10 protein-coding genes are annotated in these 16,891 nt (G+C 68.8%); 7 read left to right on the plus strand and 3 right to left on the minus strand.

The genetic code is table 11. From position 1 onward, the window contains the following. Positions 1 to 89 precede the first annotated feature (89 nt). The gene (locus ICC28_RS33135; protein WP_188292493.1) at positions 90 to 2,894 is read left to right on the plus strand and encodes a competence protein CoiA family protein; all 2,805 of its coding nucleotides are present in this window, start codon (positions 90 to 92) and stop codon (positions 2,892 to 2,894) included. Between the two features lie 15 nt (positions 2,895 to 2,909). Here the strand turns inward: ICC28_RS33135 and ICC28_RS33140 are convergent, their stop codons facing one another. Both ICC28_RS33140 and ICC28_RS33145 read right to left on the minus strand, forming a co-directional pair. Beyond that, positions 2,910 to 3,116: a DUF397 domain-containing protein gene (locus ICC28_RS33140; RefSeq protein ID WP_188292494.1), complete on the minus strand. Its 207-nt coding sequence runs from the start codon at positions 3,114 to 3,116 to the stop codon at positions 2,910 to 2,912. Continuing rightward, positions 3,113 to 3,967 (minus strand): helix-turn-helix domain-containing protein, encoded by an 855-nt coding sequence (locus ICC28_RS33145; RefSeq protein WP_188292495.1) that lies wholly within the window; start codon positions 3,965 to 3,967, stop codon positions 3,113 to 3,115. Before ICC28_RS33145 ends, ICC28_RS33140 begins: the two co-directional genes overlap by 4 nt. A gap of 159 nt (positions 3,968 to 4,126) precedes the next feature. Between ICC28_RS33145 and ICC28_RS33150 the strand changes: the two genes are divergently transcribed. After that, positions 4,127 to 4,687 carry an ATP-binding protein gene (locus tag ICC28_RS33150; protein WP_188292496.1) on the plus strand — a complete coding sequence of 187 codons (561 nt, stop codon included), beginning with the start codon at positions 4,127 to 4,129 and terminating at the stop codon, positions 4,685 to 4,687. Between the two features lie 21 nt (positions 4,688 to 4,708). Here ICC28_RS33150 and ICC28_RS33155 read toward each other — a convergent pair whose 3' ends face one another. Beyond that, positions 4,709 to 6,283, minus strand: a complete 1,575-nt coding sequence (locus tag ICC28_RS33155; protein WP_188292497.1) for a hypothetical protein — start codon at positions 6,281 to 6,283, stop codon at positions 4,709 to 4,711. A 221-nt stretch (positions 6,284 to 6,504) separates the two neighbouring features. Here ICC28_RS33155 and drmA point away from each other — a divergent pair, with 221 nt between their 5' ends. From drmA to ICC28_RS33180, 5 genes are all read left to right on the plus strand, one after another. Continuing rightward, positions 6,505 to 10,341, plus strand: coding sequence for a DISARM system helicase DrmA (gene drmA / locus ICC28_RS33160; RefSeq protein ID WP_188292498.1), 3,837 nt, complete (start codon positions 6,505 to 6,507; stop codon positions 10,339 to 10,341). Continuing rightward, entirely contained in the window at positions 10,338 to 12,272 is a 1,935-nt protein-coding gene (gene drmB, locus ICC28_RS33165) for a DUF1998 domain-containing protein (protein WP_188292499.1), read from the plus strand. The genes drmA and drmB overlap by 4 nt, the downstream gene beginning before the upstream one ends. Before the next feature lie 13 nt (positions 12,273 to 12,285). Continuing rightward, positions 12,286 to 13,056, plus strand: a complete 771-nt coding sequence (gene drmC / locus ICC28_RS33170) for a DISARM system phospholipase D-like protein DrmC (protein ID WP_188292500.1) — start codon at positions 12,286 to 12,288, stop codon at positions 13,054 to 13,056. Positions 13,057 to 13,175: 119 nt separating this feature from the next. Beyond that, positions 13,176 to 14,525, plus strand: a complete 1,350-nt coding sequence (locus tag ICC28_RS33175) for a hypothetical protein (RefSeq protein ID WP_188292501.1) — start codon at positions 13,176 to 13,178, stop codon at positions 14,523 to 14,525. Positions 14,526 to 14,638: 113 nt separating this feature from the next. Then, the gene (locus tag ICC28_RS33180) at positions 14,639 to 16,789 is read left to right on the plus strand and encodes a UvrD-helicase domain-containing protein (protein ID WP_188292502.1); all 2,151 of its coding nucleotides are present in this window, start codon (positions 14,639 to 14,641) and stop codon (positions 16,787 to 16,789) included. Positions 16,790 to 16,891 lie beyond the last annotated feature (102 nt).

Raw genomic sequence — 16,891 nt, forward strand, 5'->3', positions numbered from 1 at the left:
CACCACCCCCACAGCAGCTCCGGCGGCGGCCCGCCCTTCCCCCACGCGCAACGCCCAGGCCCCTTCACTCCCGCCCAGTGGAGCGCGTCATGTCTGTCATCGACACCCGGCTCGTCCAGACTGCCGTTATCGGTACCAAGGACTCGGACCAGCCGGTCATCCTCCCCGAACAGCCTTACAACCTCGACCAGTTCCGCCGCCACTTCCAGGGAAAGCGGTTCTGGTGCGGCACACTGCTCGGCGGTTGCGGCGAAGAGCTGATGACCAAGCGGTACGAGACCAAGGTCTGCCACTTCGCCCACTTCCCTGATCGGACGGGCATGGCCCCGGCATGTCATCGCGTCGCGAATGGCGCCGACAGCGCGGACCATCTCTTCATCAAGAGGGACCTGACCGACTGGCTCAAGGCCCAGGGGTTGCGCGTTCAGGCCGAGCTGCGCCACCTCGGCACCGGTCCCGGCGACGCGGTGGACTTCTGGCTCCCCACGACCCGCCAACGCCTGCGCTTCCAGCTGTGCCTCCAGGACTACCGCACCTGGTACCGGGCTGAGCAGGAGCTCGGCACATCCTCGGAGCAGATGGACTGGATCTTCGGAGCCGAAGGACCGATCTCGGCCAACATGGTGCAACGCCAGGGCTATGCGCTCCGCGTCAAGTGCGAGACCCACGGCTCGGACCGACGCGTCCTGATCGGCGTCGAACGCACCGGGCGGCCTGTCACCTGGTCAGCACTCGACGATTGCCGACTCACTTCCGATGGGCTGGTCACGCCCGTGCTGGAAGAGCTGCTCAGCGACGGCAGTGTCACCCAGCGGGGCATGGGTGCGTGGCTTCGACCTGCCACGTTCCCGCTCCGGGCAGACCAGATTGTGTTCGCCATCGACACCAAGGCTCCGATGCCCAAGCACTCCCCACTCGCGGCCGAAGGTCGCTACATCATCACCGCGGACGTAAAGCCCGCCGGCAGCCGCATCATCCGTGCGCATGTGTCCCTTCCGGATGCCGTCCCCATGCCGACCGAGCAGTACGTGTACCGGTTGCACGGAGTGGCCCGGCTCCTCCTCACCGATCCTGATCCGCAGGACGGCGCTCAGTGGGCTGTGCGGGCCGATGGCGTCATCCAGCTCAGCGGCATCGAGGCAGAACGCACTGGCCTGTGGCGCCCAGGCGTCGCTCTCCCCAAACCGGTACGGACAACGTCTGACGTCCCTGTTCCGGAGCAACGCACCGTCACGGGACAGACGGCTACCACATCCGGCCGGGCCAACTCAGCCGCGCAATCGGCGAGTAGTTCGTCCACAAGGCCAACCCCGGACATGGTGGCCCGAGTTCGCAAAGCGCTGAAGGACTTCGCCAGACGTCGCACGCTCACAGCGTGGAGCACACTTGGATCGGTCGCGGAGCTCAACCTGGTCCGGCTGTCTGCGACCGACCGTCGGGACCTCCTCATCGCAGTGGATCGTCCTGCGGCTCCGGACAAGCCCGTGCTCTCGGCTCTGGTGCGGGACTCCGGTGGCCGTCCGCTGCCGGATATGACGACCATCATCCGCAAGCTCGGGCTTCAGCCACCTGCCGACGACGTCACCTTGAAACTGTGGTGCGACCGCGAGAAGGAACGGGCCTATCAGGCCCACAGCGCGTCAGGAGTCCGCGTGATCCCGGCCCGCCTGGCACTCGCCGCCGACGGCAAGGTATCCGGGCCGCCGGTCGTCCCCCAGCCCAAGAGGCGCAACGCGCAATCGGGCAGCGGTCATCCGCAGCGACAAGCACCGCTGGAGGAGGGCGTTGCACGGCTGCGTAAGGCCTTGGCCCAAGCCGAGGAACTGCTGCCCCGGCTCAACGGAAAGCACCACAAGCGCCTGTCCGACACGATCAAAGGGGCGCGTAAGCGCCTGAACACATACGAGTCCGCACGCGCCAAGGGCACCCCTTACCTCGACTGGCTCGGCAGCCGAAGCGATACGCCAGGCCACTACGCACATCTCCTGTTGCGAGCCATTGAAGCCGTGGAGCCCCACGCCCGCCCTGAATCAGTCCCGGAAGCGAACGCGTCCGTCGTCGCCCCCCAGCAGGTTCCCTCGCCCAGGGACAACTCCCCTGACGAGTTCGACGAGTTGGTGAACCAGTTCAGAGAGGCACAGAGGCTGCAAGATGTCGACCGGGCAGAGAAGATTTATCGCAAAGCCCACCCCATCTACAGACTCCAACTCTCCCCCGCACTCCAGCACCAAAAGCGCGCGATCATTGGGGAGATGAGGACCTGGATTACCAATGAGCAGCCCAACCGTTCTTCAGCATTGCTGAAGCGATTCCGACGTCTAATTCATCGCTTGGGTGTGGAAAAAGACACCATGAGCACCAACGATCTCGCCGGTGTCCTGGTGGAAGCGGAAGCCCTCAGCAAGCGCATCAAACTTCCGAACAACGAGCAGGCGGCGCTCAACACTTGGCAACGGCGACTTCAAGACCGACGCGAAGCAGAGAAGGCTGCCTCAGCCATTGCAATCCCCGAAGACAATTCCTTAGCGGAAGGTCGGCTCTCTCAATCCCAGATTCTCCAACTCGCCTCAGGTGTACGCACTTTGTTGGAGCAGACCGCACGGGGTCAGTCCCTGACAACATGGGGTGAACTTCGCCGGCGCCTGGGAGAGAGCGTCCTCCCCCACTTGCACCCCGATGATCAGGGCGAGGTTCTCGTCGCTGTCGACCGTGACACTCCGGCCACCGAGCCGCTGTTGTCGAGCCTCATCGTCGCGGGAGACGGCGAGATCCACCCCTTGTACCGTCACGTAGCCTTCTCACTCGACCGCAAGGTTCCTCTATCGGATGCGGCTCTCCGGAGCGAGTGGACCGTGGATGTGCTACGTCTACGCACACTGTGGAAGCATCGATGACCTGCCACTTGTCGGCTACGACTCGGTCGCGGTGGCAAGGAACTCCTTCCAGGCCGGGCCGGTAAACGTGAGCTGCTGCCCCATGCTGTCCTTCGAGTCGCGCACGTGCACCATTCCCGAATTTATCGCGACTTCGACGCAGTCACCTCCCCCCGACCCGCTGTACGTGCTCTTGAACCAGATCAGTCCAGACGACGCCGGATGCTCATGGTCAACAGTCATAGCTCCCCTGCCAGTTGTTCGATGAGCCGTGCGGACTCCGCGACGTTGAGAGCCTGCGACCGCAGCTTGCCATATCGCAACCCGAACGCGCTGACCTTCGACGGGTCGGTCACGACCACGCCGATCTCCTGCGATTCGATGTAGCCGACGTGTTGATGTTCCAGCGTTTCCAGCAGCACCAACGGACCGTTGAGCCCTGGATGGAAGCCTCCCTCTATCGGCATGACCTGCACTTCGACGTTGCGCAACTCGGCTTGCTTGAGGATCTTCCTGAACGCGGCGCACATGACCTCGGCACCGCCGATGGGGTTGCGCAGAGCGGCCTCGCCGATGATGAAGCAGAGCTCCACGCTGGGTTCCCGAGTCAGCAGTCGCTGCCGGTCAAGGCGCGCTTCAACGTGCTGCTCGATGGTCTCGTCACTCAAGGGCGGACAGTGCCCGGAGATCAGGGCCCGCGCATACTCCTCCGTCTGCAACAACCCCGGGATCAGCAGCGGATCGTACGAGAACCGGCTCACCGCCTCCGCCTCGATCGCCGCGAAGTCCTGGAAGAACAGCGGCAGTCGCGCCAGGTCCACGTCCTCCTGGAGTGCCCGCAGCGCACCACCCGCATTCAGCACCTGTTCTGCCGCCTCCGTGAACGCGGCCTTCGCTGGGCGCCGGCCCTGTTCGATGGAGGCGGCCTGCTCGCAGGAGTAGCCGACGGCATCGGCCAGTTCCGACTGGGTCATTCCGGCCAGCTCACGGAAGTGCTTGACCAGCTTCCCGTACCCCGTCCAGATGCGGGGGCGGTCGTCACCGCCGCCTCCCCCACCGCCGCTCTTGCGCCTTACAGCGTGGCGGTCGCCCATACGCACACTCCTCGGACTCGACAGGGATCGGACCAACTCCCGTAACGCCCGACGCGTCACGGTCGGCCACCCGTACAACGGCGGACCCGCCTCGTACACCGGCAGGGCGTACTCCCAAGTGTCCTGTTCAGATTAGATGCGTGACGGGACGGTTACCCTGTGAATTCCCTTTCGAGCCACTCCCCCGCGCAACTCGCGCACCCCAGCCCCACCCGCACCTTCACCCAGCAGTTCAGCTCCACCCGGCGAGGGGCGCGGTTGGCCCGTCTTCTGGCAGTGAACCAGTTCGACGCCTGGGGCTGGCCGCGCCGATCGGATACCTCACAGACCGCCGCGCTCCTCGTGGCCGAACTGGCGTCGAACGCTGTCCTGCACGGCCAGGTGTCCGGCCGGGACTTCCGGCTTCGCCTCACCGTGGACGACACCCCGGCCCAGCCCCACGAACCTCTCACCGCACGCCCGACCGTTCTCCGGGTCGAGGTGACCGATCCGCGTGGGGAACGCCTGCCGCAGCCGTCCGAGCAGGCGGGGCCCGACGCCGATCCGTGTACCAGCCGCGCCACCACCCGCCGCGAAGGTGGGCACGGGCTGCTGCTCGTCCAGAGCCTCGCCACTCGCTGGGGTGTCGAGCCGTATCCGCCCTCCGGCAAGACGGTCTGGTGCGAGCTGGAGGTCAGTGCCTGTCCGACACCCGGAGAGCGGACCTGCTCCAGGGGCTGATCACCGGAGACGGCCCCGTAGTCAGAACAGCATGTCGTCGCGTTGGAAGAGCCCCCCGTCGAAGACGGGAGCCGACTCCTCTTCGCGCCTCAGGTCCTCGTTCACCGCCAGGCCGTCCCCCTCAGCCGCGTCGTCCCACGGCCCGGCGCCGCCGCGCCCGGGACTCCGCGGCGTCAGCTCGTCCGCCCCGGGCTCGCCGACCTCGCCGCCCAGCGCCCTCAGCCTGGCGTACGCGTACTCCCCGCACAGGTCCCGCACCTGCCCGGGTACGTCCACCCGGATCGTGCGCAGCACCCGGAGCCCGCCCGCTTGGCGCGCGGCGAGGATGTCGAGGCGGGCGAATCCGGTCGTGGCGAGCATCAGCAGCCGGGACAGGTCGTCGCGGTTGTTCTCGTCGTACCGGAAGCGCAGGTGGTGGAGGAAGCTCTCGGGCTCGTCGTCCGGCAGGCCGACGAGCAGGTCTCCCGGCTGGTCCTTGCTGATCTCGAACTGGATCCGGCCGTCGTGGCCGAGCTTGGCCGCCATGTGCTCCTCGGGGCCGGGGCGCACGGCACAGAACCACCACGGGGTGTGGCCGGGCAGGGAGTGCCAGGTGAAGGTCTTCGGTGTCGCGCCCCGGTTGGACTCGGCGCGCAGCTCGACCATGGTCGTCATCCAGCCGGGTGCCGGTGCCTGCGGGTCGGGCAGGAGCGGCCTCGGGTGGGGCCCTGCGCCCGCGTCGCGCACGAGGTGGGCCTCCAGCAGCGGTTCCCAGTCGCGTTGCCGGGAGCCGTGGGCCTGCTGGAACAGCTCCTGCTCGTACGTCGTGAGGCCGTCGCGTACGCGCCGACAGACCCTGCCGTAGTCCGCCGCCGCGGCCGACACATCCGCCCAGAGGCCGCCGCCCGTGCCGGAGCTCAGCTCGTCGGCTCGCAGGCGTACGTACTCCACGATCTCGTTTCCGCTGCCGAGCGCGACGAGGTGCCTCGCCCCTCCGAGGTACTCCGCGAGGTACTGGGCCGAGCGGCTCAGCTGCTCGGCGACGGGCGCCCGCTCCAGCAGCCCGAGGGCGGCTCCCGTGACATTGTCCCGCTGGGTGGCGCGCAGATACGCGGCGAAGGACTGCCAGCGGGCTCCCGGGTCGAGGGGCCTGTCCAGGGAACCGTCGCTCATCGCCCTCGGGTCGAGCGCCCAGCGTTCGTCCAGTTCGCGGGCCGTACGCAGGGCTCCGACGGCGGCGGCGCGACGTGCGGTGTACAGCTGGAGCAGCCCGCTCCACAGGTCGAAACTCCGCCAGGGGCGCAGCAGCGGGAGGGAGTGCTCGTGCAGGTGGCGCAGGAGGCGGGCGACCAGGTCCGCGCAGTCCTCCAGGGGTGGTTCCCGGTCCGGCCAGAGTGAGTAGAGCTCGTTGGCGATGTCGGTGGCGGCGGCCACCCGCTGTTCACGCAGCGCGGTGCGGGCCATGAGCATGGCCTGTACGAGGGTGAGGTCTCCCAGATCCCCGGGGAGGAATCGTTCCGTCCCCGGGCAGGCGAAGTCCAGTTCGGTCGCCAGTTCCTGGACGACGCTTTCCCACCACTCGGCTCTGGCACCGGAGAAGTCCCTGCCGCTGTCCACTTCCCACCCCTGTAACTGCGTGTGCTGACACCCTTGTTGAGAATGTGTCAGCTGTTGCCGGACGGGCATCACTGTACGCCGCACGACAGAAGAAGTCACTTGTGAACTGAGTACACGGATGTAATGCTTAGGCTGCGCAGTTCATCGCGGCATCACTCTGTCAGTGAGCCGCCCTATCGTTGTTCGAGGGTGCCGGTCAGCACCCAGGGAGGGAAACGCGCATGCCGTCACCACAGAACGCCCCCGCTCCGGAGCCAGGCGTTCCCCACCCCGTCGACGAGGTCCCGCAGACCTTCCGGTCCGGGGCGCCGTACGACGTCCGGGAGGAGCTCGGCGACCTGATCTCATGGGACCTGCTGGGGCCGTGGGCGGACAACGAGACCGAGGCGCTGCCACCGAACAGCGCGGGGCCCCGTGACCGCTACCTCGTCGGGCTTCTCGGGCCCCGCCCCGCGCCGACCGACCAGCCCGTCAAGGTCGCGGTCGGCCAGGCGGAGACCGAGGTCAGCGGGGAGGGCGACGGGCAGGACGCGGAGCTCGCGAACCGGCTCACCCCGCAGGCGGCCGGACGGCTGTGGGCGTCGTCCATGGGCCTGAGTTTCCTGGTGCCGGCCGATGTGGGCATGCTCAGTGTCGTCGCGTCCTGGGGTCGGTACCGGCAGAGCGACAGCAAGACCGACGACGGACGGACAGTGCGCACGTGGTCGCGGGAGCCGGCGCGCCACGAGGTGGACGTCCCCGTCGACGCCCCGGGCACCTTCCGCACCGTCCTGGAGGGCGACGACGAGAGCGACCCGAATCGTCCCTGCATCCGGCTCGACGTGCATGTGCGGGAGCGTCCCGGCACGGTCGACGGTGCGGACAACCTGCGCTTCGTCGACGTCTCGCTGATCAACGCGCTGGAGGAGTCCCGTGAACTGCGGGACGGGCAGTGGCTGTTCCAGACAAAGCTGGAGGTCACCTCTTTCGATGGGCAGTCCAGCGTCTTCCTGCCGATCGACGACCCGCTGTCCGACGAGCCCGGCCGGGTTCAGGAGAGTCCCGAGGAGCAGCATCTGCGGCTGCTGTACCGGCAGGAGCTGAAGCACGCGCACGGGCGCAACGTCGCCGTGCACGCGAGGGTCCTGCCCAAGGGGCGCCGTGCGGTCAAGCTGGAGACGACCTGGCTGCCGGTGAAGGACGTACCGGCCACGGTCGCGCCGAGCACAGCGCAGCAGCCGCTGCTCGCCGGTCTCGAAGTGAGTATGGACAAGCTCGCCGACCTGGCCGTGTGGGAGCGGCGCGACGATCTGCTGAAAGCCCTGCAGCCGCTGGCCGACGGCTACGACGGGTGGCTGGAGCAGCAGGCCGCCAAGGCGCGGTCGCTGTCGGGCGAGCTGCGGACCGCCGCGCTGCGTGCGGTCGACGAGGCCCGCGACGCGTGCGCCAGGATCGCCCTCGGCATCGACCTGCTGCACGCCGACGAGGACGCACTGCGAGCGTTCCGTTTCGCCAACCAGGCCATGGCCATGCAGCGGCGGGCCACGGCGACGGCCGCGCTGCGGGCCGAGGGCGGCGAGAAGCCGCCCACGTACGCGGCGGCTTACGCCGAGGTCAAGGGCCGCGGCCCCGTGGCCGCGAGCTGGTATCCGTTCCAGCTCGCGTTCGTGCTGCTCAACCTGTGCTCGCTCACCGACCCCGCGCACAAGGAGCGCAGGGCGGACAGCACCGCCACGGTCGACCTGCTGTTCTTCCCGACCGGTGGCGGCAAGACGGAGGCGTACTTGGGCCTCACGGCCTACACCTTCGCCATCCGGCGGCTGCAGAAGATCGCCGGGGAGGGCGAGGACGCCCGCGAGGGGCGCGACGGCGTCGCCGTGCTGATGCGGTACACCCTGCGGCTGCTGACGGCCCAGCAGTTCCAGCGTGCCTCGGCCCTGGTGTGCGCGGCGGAGGTGCTGCGCAGGGAGGACGAGAAGGTCTGGGGCAGTAGGCCCTTCCGTATCGGGTTGTGGGTCGGTGCCGGTGTCTCGCCGAACTGGTACGGGGACGCGGCGCAGCAGATCGCCGAGGCCACCGAGTCCGCCTCGGGCCGGCATGCGAACGTCCTGCAGGTGCTGTCCTGCCCGTGGTGCGGCGAGGAGCTGCGCGCGTGGAGGGACGTGTCGCCGGACGACGTACGGCGTCGCATCATCGTGTACTGCCCGCGCGGGGAGGACGAGGAGCCCTGCCCGTTCTCGCGGATGAAGGCACGGGGTGAGGGGCTGCCGATCCTCACGGTCGACGAGGAGATCTACCGGCTGGTGCCGAGCATGCTGATCGCGACCGTGGACAAGCTCGCCCAGCTGCCGTGGCGCGGCTATGCGGGGATGCTGTTCGGGCGTGTGACCGAGTACTGCGACCGGCACGGCTACCGCCACGACGACCTCGACGAGGAGACCGGCTGCGGGTCCCGGCACAACGCGAAGGACAAGCACAAGGCCGTGACCAGTCGGCCGATGCCGCGGCGGCTGCGGCCGCCGGACCTCATCATCCAGGACGAGCTGCACCTGATCTCCGGGGCGCTGGGCACGACGGTGGGGCTGTTCGAGTCGGCCGTGGACCAGCTGTGCACCTGGCGGGTGAAGGACGCCCACGGCCAGCTCCGGGAGACCGGGCCGAAGATCGTCGCGTCGACGGCCACCACCCGCAACGCCCGCGCCCAGGTGCTGGGGGTGTTCGCCCGGGACCTGGCGATCTTCCCGCCGCAGGTGGTCGACGTCGGTGACACCTTCTTCTCCCAGCAGGTCGACGTGAGCCGCGACAACCCGGGGCGGCGCTACTACGGCGTATGCGCGCACGGGGTGCGCATGAAGGCGGCCGAGATCCGTATTGCGGAGATCCTGCTGCTGGCCGGACAGCACATGTTCGACCTCTACGGCGCTCCCGCCGATCCGTACATGACGGTGGTCGGGTACTTCAACGCGACCAAGGAACTCGCCGGTATGCGGCGGGTCTTGGACGATGACGTGCCGAGCCGGCTGCGGGCCAACGGACGCCGCAGGGGCATCGCCAACCGGCTGCTGCGCGACACCGACATGCTCAACCTCCAGGAACTGACCTCGCGTATCTCGTCGGCGGACATCAGCGCCACCCTCAAGCGGCTGGAGATCGGGTTCAACCCGGAGCACGACACCTCGGTGCGCAAGCAGGCGATCATCGACGAGTTCCGGGACGCGGGCAAGGCGCGCCAGCCGCGGGTCCTGCCCGCCATGCCGCACCGCAAGCCGGTCGATTACGTGCTGGCCACGTCGATGCTCCAGGTCGGCGTGGACGTCTCCCGCTTCGGTCTGATGGTCGTCACCGGGCAGCCGAAGAACACCGCCGAGTACATCCAGGCCTCGTCCCGTGTCGGACGGCAGGCCAAGCGGCCCGGCATCGTGATCACGCTCTACAACTGGGCGCGGCCCCGGGATCTCGCCCATTTCGAGGACTTCGAGCACTACCACGCGACGTTCTACCGGCAGGTGGAGGCACTGTCGGTGACCCCGTTCACGCGGCGGGCACTCGACCGGGGCACCACCGCCACGTATGTCTCCGCGGTCCGGCAGGCCTGCGACGAGTTCTCCGACAACGTGGACGCCGAGGGGGTGGACCTCGACGATCCGCGTGTGCGGGACGTGGAGCGGCGGCTGCTGGCGCGTGCGGAGGCGGTGGACGGGGACCGGGCCCGCGGATACCTCGCCGAACGCATCGACGCGCTGCGCGACGCCTGGTCGGCCAAGAAGAGCGAGCAGGGCAGGCTCGGCTATCGGGGCCAGACCCGGCAGAAGCAGACGGTGCTGGGGCTGCTGCGCAACGCGGACGGCAGCGGATGGGACGTACTCACCGTCCCGCAGTCGATGCGCGAGACGGAGAACGAGATCAACATGCTGCTGCCCGCCGACACGGTGCTGTCGGCCCCGGCCGGAAAGGCCTGGGAGTTCGGACCGCCGACCGAGGGCGGCGACGACGCGGACACCGCGGGCGGCGACGAGTTCGGCGAGGTGCCGGACTCGGACGGGAACGGCAACGGCACGGCCAGGGGGCGGCGGTCATGAGCGACGGCGGATACTTCAGGCGGGTGGGCGCGGTACGGCCGAGCCACCTCATGTTCACCGGCGGCGTCGGCGCCCTCGTCGACCTGCCCAACTTCTCCGTCATGGTCAAGGGCATCGACCACTGGAGCTACGCCGGCGTGCCCGACCCGGTGATCGAGGAGCCTCGGCTCCGCAGGGCCGTCAACCGGGCACTGCGGCGCTACGGCCCGAACCAGGTGGGCGAGCTGCGCGCCGCGCCGTGGATTCCCGGCACCGACACCGACCCGAAGGGGTACGCGGCGCGGATCGGGGTGCCCGTGACCCCCTTCCCGCAGTGGCTGCGCTGCACAGCGTGCAATGAGCTGGCCTCCCTGGGCTCCGGCAAGTGGGGATTCGAGAACCAGAACCCCCGCCGCCCCGACGAGGCGCGCTTCTACCACGAGAACTGCTACCGGAAGAAGAAGGGCCGCAAGCCCCTCGCCGTGGCCGCCCGCTTCGCGCTCGCTTGCACCAGAGGGCACCTCGACGAGTTCCCGTACACGGAGTTCGTGCACGAGGGCCGGGCCTGCCCCGACACGACGTATCCGACGCTGCGGATGCGGGACAACGGTGGCAACCTCGCGGCCAACGTCTCTCTCGAATGTCTGGTGTGCAAGAAGGCCAAGCGCAACATCCGGGATGCGATGGGCGACAAGGGCCGGGAGAACCTGCCCCGGTGCCGTGGTCGGCACCCCCAGTTCGACGGTGTCTACGACAACTGCGACGCACAGCCCTATCTGCTGGTCGTGGGCGCATCCAACCAGTGGTTCCCCGTGGCGCTCAGCGCGCTGGCACTGCCCGACACCGGGACCGATTCGCTGCGCAAGCTCGTCGAGGATCGCTGGCCGGATCTTGAGGACTTCGAGGACGAGGCGGAGATCGCCATGTTCGCCAAGAAGTCGAAGCACCACCGCTACCTGCGCGACTACGAGCCCGGACAGGTCTGGCAGGCCATATCCGCCTACCGCGCGGCACTGTCGGGCGAGGAAGGCGAGGCCGAGCCGCCGCCGGGTCCCCCGGACCTGCTGACCCCCGAGTGGCAGGTGCTGTCCGCGGCCAAGACCGCCGACCCGACGGAGGACTTCGCGCTGGTGGACGCCTCTCTCAGCGGGTCGCTGTCCACTGTCTTCTCCCAGGTGCGGCAGGTGGAGCGACTGCGCGAGGTGCGAGCCCTGATCGGCTTCACCCGGCTCGACGCGCCCGACCCGGAGGATCCGGGCCTGGTCACCCGCGTCGAACTCGGGCGGCGCGAACGCAGCTGGATTCCGGCCAGCGAGGTGCGTGGCGAGGGGCTCTTTCTGCGGGTGGACGATCAGCTGATCGAGCAGTGGGAGAAGCGGGTCGCGTCGAGCGCAGCCCTCGCCGCGCACGCCGCGGCCTTCGGCCGGTTCCGAGAGCACCGTAAGTCGGACCGGATCCAGGACGACTCCGACCCGATGCAGGGGTGGCCGGGCAGCCGTTACATCGCCCTGCACACGCTCTCCCATCTGCTCATCCGCACCATCGCGATGGAGTGCGGCTACAACTCCGCGAGTCTGGCCGAGCGGATCTACAGCGGCGACGCCGAGGAGCGGCGGACCGGCATCCTCATCTACACGGCCGTCCCCGACTCCGAGGGCACCCTCGGCGGACTGGTGTCCCTCGCCGACCAGGACCCCAGCACCGGCGAGAACCGGCTGGCCAGGATCGTGCGGATGGCGCTGCACAAGGCAGGTCGGTGCTCCTCGGATCCGTTGTGCGGCGAACGTCTTCCTCAGGCGCCGGAGGACTTCCTGCACGGTGCGGCGTGCCACTCCTGCCTGTTCGTGTCCGAGACCACGTGCGAGCGCGGCAACCGGTTCCTGGACCGGCGGTTCATCACCCCGCTGGCGGGCGACACCGAACCGCTGGCGCTGATCACGGACTTCACGTGAGCGGATCGACCGGGTGAGCCGCAGGCGCTTCGAGGCGGCGGTCGCGACGGCCGCCGCCTCGCTCGGGCCCACGCGGACGAAGGCCCTGGCCACACTCCTGGTTCAGGGCCGCTCCCCCGCATACATCCTCGGCAAGCTCCAGACACCGGCCGCGCTGGAGACCGTCTCGTCGTTGCTGACCTCGATCGCGGAGGACGGAGTGCCCTCAGCAGAGGCGGCGGCGTATCTGCGCGGTTATGTGGCGTCCTGGGTCCGCCAGCGCGAGGGGACTGAGACCCGTGCCGTGTGGAGCGGCCCTTCCACACCGGGGACACCTGGCCGTTCCACCGCCCAGGTGCTGACGGAGGTGGTCCGGGCCGCGGAGCACCGGCTCGTCGCCATGACCTACTCGGCCCGCTCGTACGCTCCGCTGACCGCGGCACTGTCCGAAGCCGTGGCCCGCGGGGTCGCGGTGGACATCGTCGTGGAGACGCTGGAAGGCGCGGGCGGGCTGCTCTCCGGGAGCGAGCCGGCCGACGCCTTCTCCCGCATACCAGGTCTGCGGATCTGGCACTGGCCGACGGACCAACGCGCAGCTCCCGGCAGTCGGTTGCACGCGAAACTGGCGGTGGCCGACGACCGGATCCTCTTCCTCACCAGTGCCAACCTCACGGCGGCGGGCGCCGAGCGCAACATCGAGGCGGGTGTGCTGCTGGACGGCGGCCCCATGCCGGGGCGGATGGCGGACCACATAAGAGAGTTGCAGCGCAGGGGGGTTCTCGCGCGGTTGCCGGGCGCTTCATGAGGTCCCCTCACCGTCGAATCATCGCCATTCACATGACCGATTGACGGCCACACCGCCTTGACGGCCGGAACCTAGCCAACAATTGACCCTCCAGTCCCACAAGATCCAGGAGGTCACAGATGGTCGCCGTCGCTCTGGTGCACAGCACCGCGCTGATGATGGAGCGGCTCCCCGAGAAGCCTCCAGCGTGGCTGATCCGCGGCGAGCGGACCTTCGCGTACCCGCACAAGGACTGGAGAAAGCCGCGGGTCTGGTGTCTCGCCTTCTTCACCGACCGCCACGCCCGCGCCGGGCAGCGCAAAATCATCGGGGTGGGCAGCGTCTTCCCGGGCAGACGGTCGGGTACCTACGAACGCGCCCTGCTCACCCGGGACTTCACCGCTCTCCCGATTCCGCTGCCGCTCGTCGACCTCGAGGACGCCATGGGGGCCAGCCGCCGGTTCCTCGGCGACGACGGTCGTATGTCTCCCGCGGCAGGGGACAAACTGCTCTCCGCCGTCCGGAATCTGCGGCCGGAACTGAACGAGACGCTGGACGACCTGGAGAGCAGCCTGGGGGCCAACCCTCCGACAGGGCAGGAGGGTGAGCAGCGGAGCCTTGAGAAGGACGCGCTTGGCACCCTCCTTGAGACGTTCGGCACGGACCGCGACCCGCTCGAGGCGTGGCAGCAGCCGCTCAGCGGGGACGAGCCCCGCTCCCGGTCCGTCCCCTTCGTCGAAGGGTTGCCCGCCCTCCGTCAGATCGAGGATCAGCAGATCGTCCATGACTACATGCGGTTCCCCGGCATGCAAGGCGAGGACGCCGTTCAGGTCGGCTGGCGGATCTACCGCCGCAACTCCGAATCCCCTCATCGGCTGTTCGTGTACAACGCCAACCGCACGAACGCCGAGACCGTCATGGGCGTCGACATGATCTACGTGAACGAGCAGGCCCGCAGCGTCGCCATGGTCCAGTACAAGCGCATGCGGCAGAGCGGGCGCGGCTGGGTGTACTGGCACGACGCCACCGGTGAGCGGGAGTTGAAGCGGATGGAGGCCGTGGACAACGAGTGCAAGGCCGAGGAGGAGCGGGCTCGGGCCGGCCAGAAGGGCTCGACGCTGGGAGACCCGCGACTGGTCTCCACGCCCAGCATGGTCAAGCTGTGCCGGACCACTCCTTTCATGATGAACTCCGCCGCCCTCATCCCCGGCATGTACCTGACGCGGGAGCACTTCTGGGAACTGCTTCAGCGCCCCGAGGCCGACGGGCCGTCCGGTGGGACACGCATCGTCGAGGAGTCGGTTCCCCGGTACCTGAACAACACCACCTTCACCACTCTGCTCAGGGACGGGTGGATCGGCACGCGCGGCACCGGGTGGGACTACGTCATCCACCTGATACGCGAGAGTCTGGCAGCCGGGGGGCCGGGGTCCGTGGTGGTGGGGATGCACCGGAGCGAGGTTCCGCCGGGCAACCGCCGAGTCAACTGACTCGCAGCGTGGCAGACACGAGCCGTCCGCCTTCGCGCCCTGGCACGTACAGAACGGCCTCGCACGTCCGAGCCGGTCAGTAAAGTGATCGTAGTCTTCTGGAGGGGGCACGGATGGCGACGCTCGGCATGCACCGGGACTTCCTGCTGGAGTTCGCCGCGCTGGAGAAACCCGTCCAGAAACGTGTCTTCGAGGTGTTCGAGAAGTTCGCGGCGGCCACGCACGCCGGACTGCACCTGGAGAAGCTCACGCACCAGAAGGATCCGCGGCTGCGGACCATCCGCATCACCGACTTCTGGCGGGGCGTGGTCCTGAAGGCGGAGTCGGGCGGCAGTTATCTGCTGCTCAAGGTGCTTCCCCACGACAAGGCCAACGACTGGGCCGCCAAGCACCGCGCGTCGGTGAACGAGGCGACCCAGGGCATCGAGATACGCAACGACGTGGCCCTGGAACGGGCCACGGCCGGGCTGCGGGCGCTGGCCGCCGAGGAACCGTCCCGTCTGTTCCCGGCATCCGAGTACCCGGACAAGGTGCTGCGCAGCCTCGGCGTGGACGAGGAGATCCTGCCGATCATCCGGTTGATCCCCGACGAGGATCATCTTGAGGCTCTGCACAAGGTGCTGCCGGAGCAGCAGTACGACGTGCTGCTGGGGCTCGCGACCGGTATGAAGCCCGAGGCGATCGACCGGGAACTGGTGCAGGCGTACGCCCGGACCGCCGCGCAGGCTCCCGCAGCCGGCGACGGTGATGAGCTGGGGACCGCGATGGCCCGTTCACGCGGCCGGGTCGCGCTGGTGTCGGGGCCCGTCGAACTGCAGGGGATCCTGGAGCGGCCGTTCGACGCCTGGCGGGTCTTCCTGCACCCGAGCCAGTACCGGGTGGCGTACCACGAGAGCTACGCCGGTCCGGCGCGGGTGACCGGCGGGCCCGGTACCGGGAAGACCGTGGTCGCCCTGCACCGGGCGTACCACCTGGCGCGGCGACTGCCCGCCGACGCCCCCGACGGGTGCGTCCTGCTCACCACGTACACCAAGGACCTCGCCGCCGAGTTGGAGCGCTGTCTCGGGCTGCTGGTCAAGGAGGAGGACGTCCGGGCGAGGATACGCGTGGTCAACGTCGACGCCCTGGCCAACGAGGTCGTCCGCGCGCAGCGTGGCGGCACACCCCTGAAGCTGGTCTTCGACCAGAAGGAGATCACCGCCCGCTGGGCGCGGATCGCGCGTCGGCTGGGGATCGACTTCGCGGACGTCTTCCTCGACCAGGAATGGCGTCAGATCATCCTGGCGCAGTCCCTGACAGCCCCGGAGGAGTACCTGAAGGCGCCGCGCAGCGGTCGCGGCACCGCGCTCCCGCCGCTGAAGCGTCTTCAGGTGTGGCGGGCCGTCTCCGCGTTCGAGGAGCAGCTGCGCCAGGCGGGCGAGTGGACGTTCCTGCAGGTGTGTGCGGAGGCCGCACGCATCCTGGACGATCGGAAGGACCGGCCGTACCGCCATGTCGTGGTCGATGAGGCACAGGACCTGCACCCCGCGCAGTGGCGGTTCCTGCGCGCCCTGGTAGCCCCCGGCCCCGACGATCTGTTCCTCGCCGGGGACACCTACCAGCGGATCTACGGGAACCGGGTGTCACTGCGCTCGCTCGGCGTCCAGGTCGTCGGGCGGTCGCACCGGCTGCGGATCAACTACCGCACGACTCAGGAGATCCTGGCCTGGTCCTCCTCACTGTTGACCGGCGAGGAGCCCGACGACATGGACGGCGGGGACGAGACGCTGGCCGGGTACCGCTCCACCATGCACGGGGAGCGGCCCACGACGACCGGTCACGCCACCAAACCCGAGGAGATCGAGGCCCTGGTTGCCCGGGTGCGGGACTGGACCGGCTCGGGAGTAGAGGCGGAGGACATCGGAGTGGCGGTGCGCTTCATCCAGCTGGGGCGGGACATCGCACAGGCCCTGGAACGGGCCGGTATCGCGGCGTGCGTGCTCGGCGCCGGGCGCGGTGGCCCCGGTGTGCGGATCGGGACCATGCACCGGATGAAGGGGCTGGAGTTCCGCTGCGTCGCCGTGGCGGGCGTCAGCGACGGAACCGTGCCGATGAAGTCGGCCGTGACCTCCGTGGAGGTCGACGCCCAGCAGCACCAGCAGGACATGAACAGCGAGCTGAGCCTGCTGTTCGTGGCGTGCACACGGGCGCGCGAGGCGCTACGTGTGTCCTGGCACGGCGCTCCCAGCCCGTTCCTGGCACCGGTCACGAACCCGCACCGCTAAGCGCCCATGGTGTCCCCAGCGCCAGCGGGAAGCGTTGCGTGCAGGCGCGGCGCGACGCGGGTGGGGCCGCGGACGTCCGTATGCCCCACCCGCCACCGGGGC

Source organism: Streptomyces sp. TRM68416 (assembly GCF_014596915.1).
Lineage (GTDB): Bacteria > Actinomycetota > Actinomycetes > Streptomycetales > Streptomycetaceae > Streptomyces.

Bases quoted from the DNA above. Each gene is read 5' to 3' on its own strand.
- ICC28_RS33135 (WP_188292493.1), top strand. From the start codon at position 90: ATGTCTGTCATCGACACCCGGCTCGTCCAGACTGCCGTTATCGGTACC.
- ICC28_RS33140 (WP_188292494.1), bottom strand. From the start codon at position 3,116: ATGACTGTTGACCATGAGCATCCGGCGTCGTCTGGACTGATCTGGTTC.
- ICC28_RS33145 (WP_188292495.1), bottom strand. From the start codon at position 3,967: ATGGGCGACCGCCACGCTGTAAGGCGCAAGAGCGGCGGTGGGGGAGGC.
- drmA (WP_188292498.1), top strand. From the start codon at position 6,505: ATGCCGTCACCACAGAACGCCCCCGCTCCGGAGCCAGGCGTTCCCCAC.
- drmB (WP_188292499.1), top strand. From the start codon at position 10,338: ATGAGCGACGGCGGATACTTCAGGCGGGTGGGCGCGGTACGGCCGAGC.
- ICC28_RS33175 (WP_188292501.1), top strand. From the start codon at position 13,176: ATGGTCGCCGTCGCTCTGGTGCACAGCACCGCGCTGATGATGGAGCGG.
- ICC28_RS33180 (WP_188292502.1), top strand. From the start codon at position 14,639: ATGGCGACGCTCGGCATGCACCGGGACTTCCTGCTGGAGTTCGCCGCG.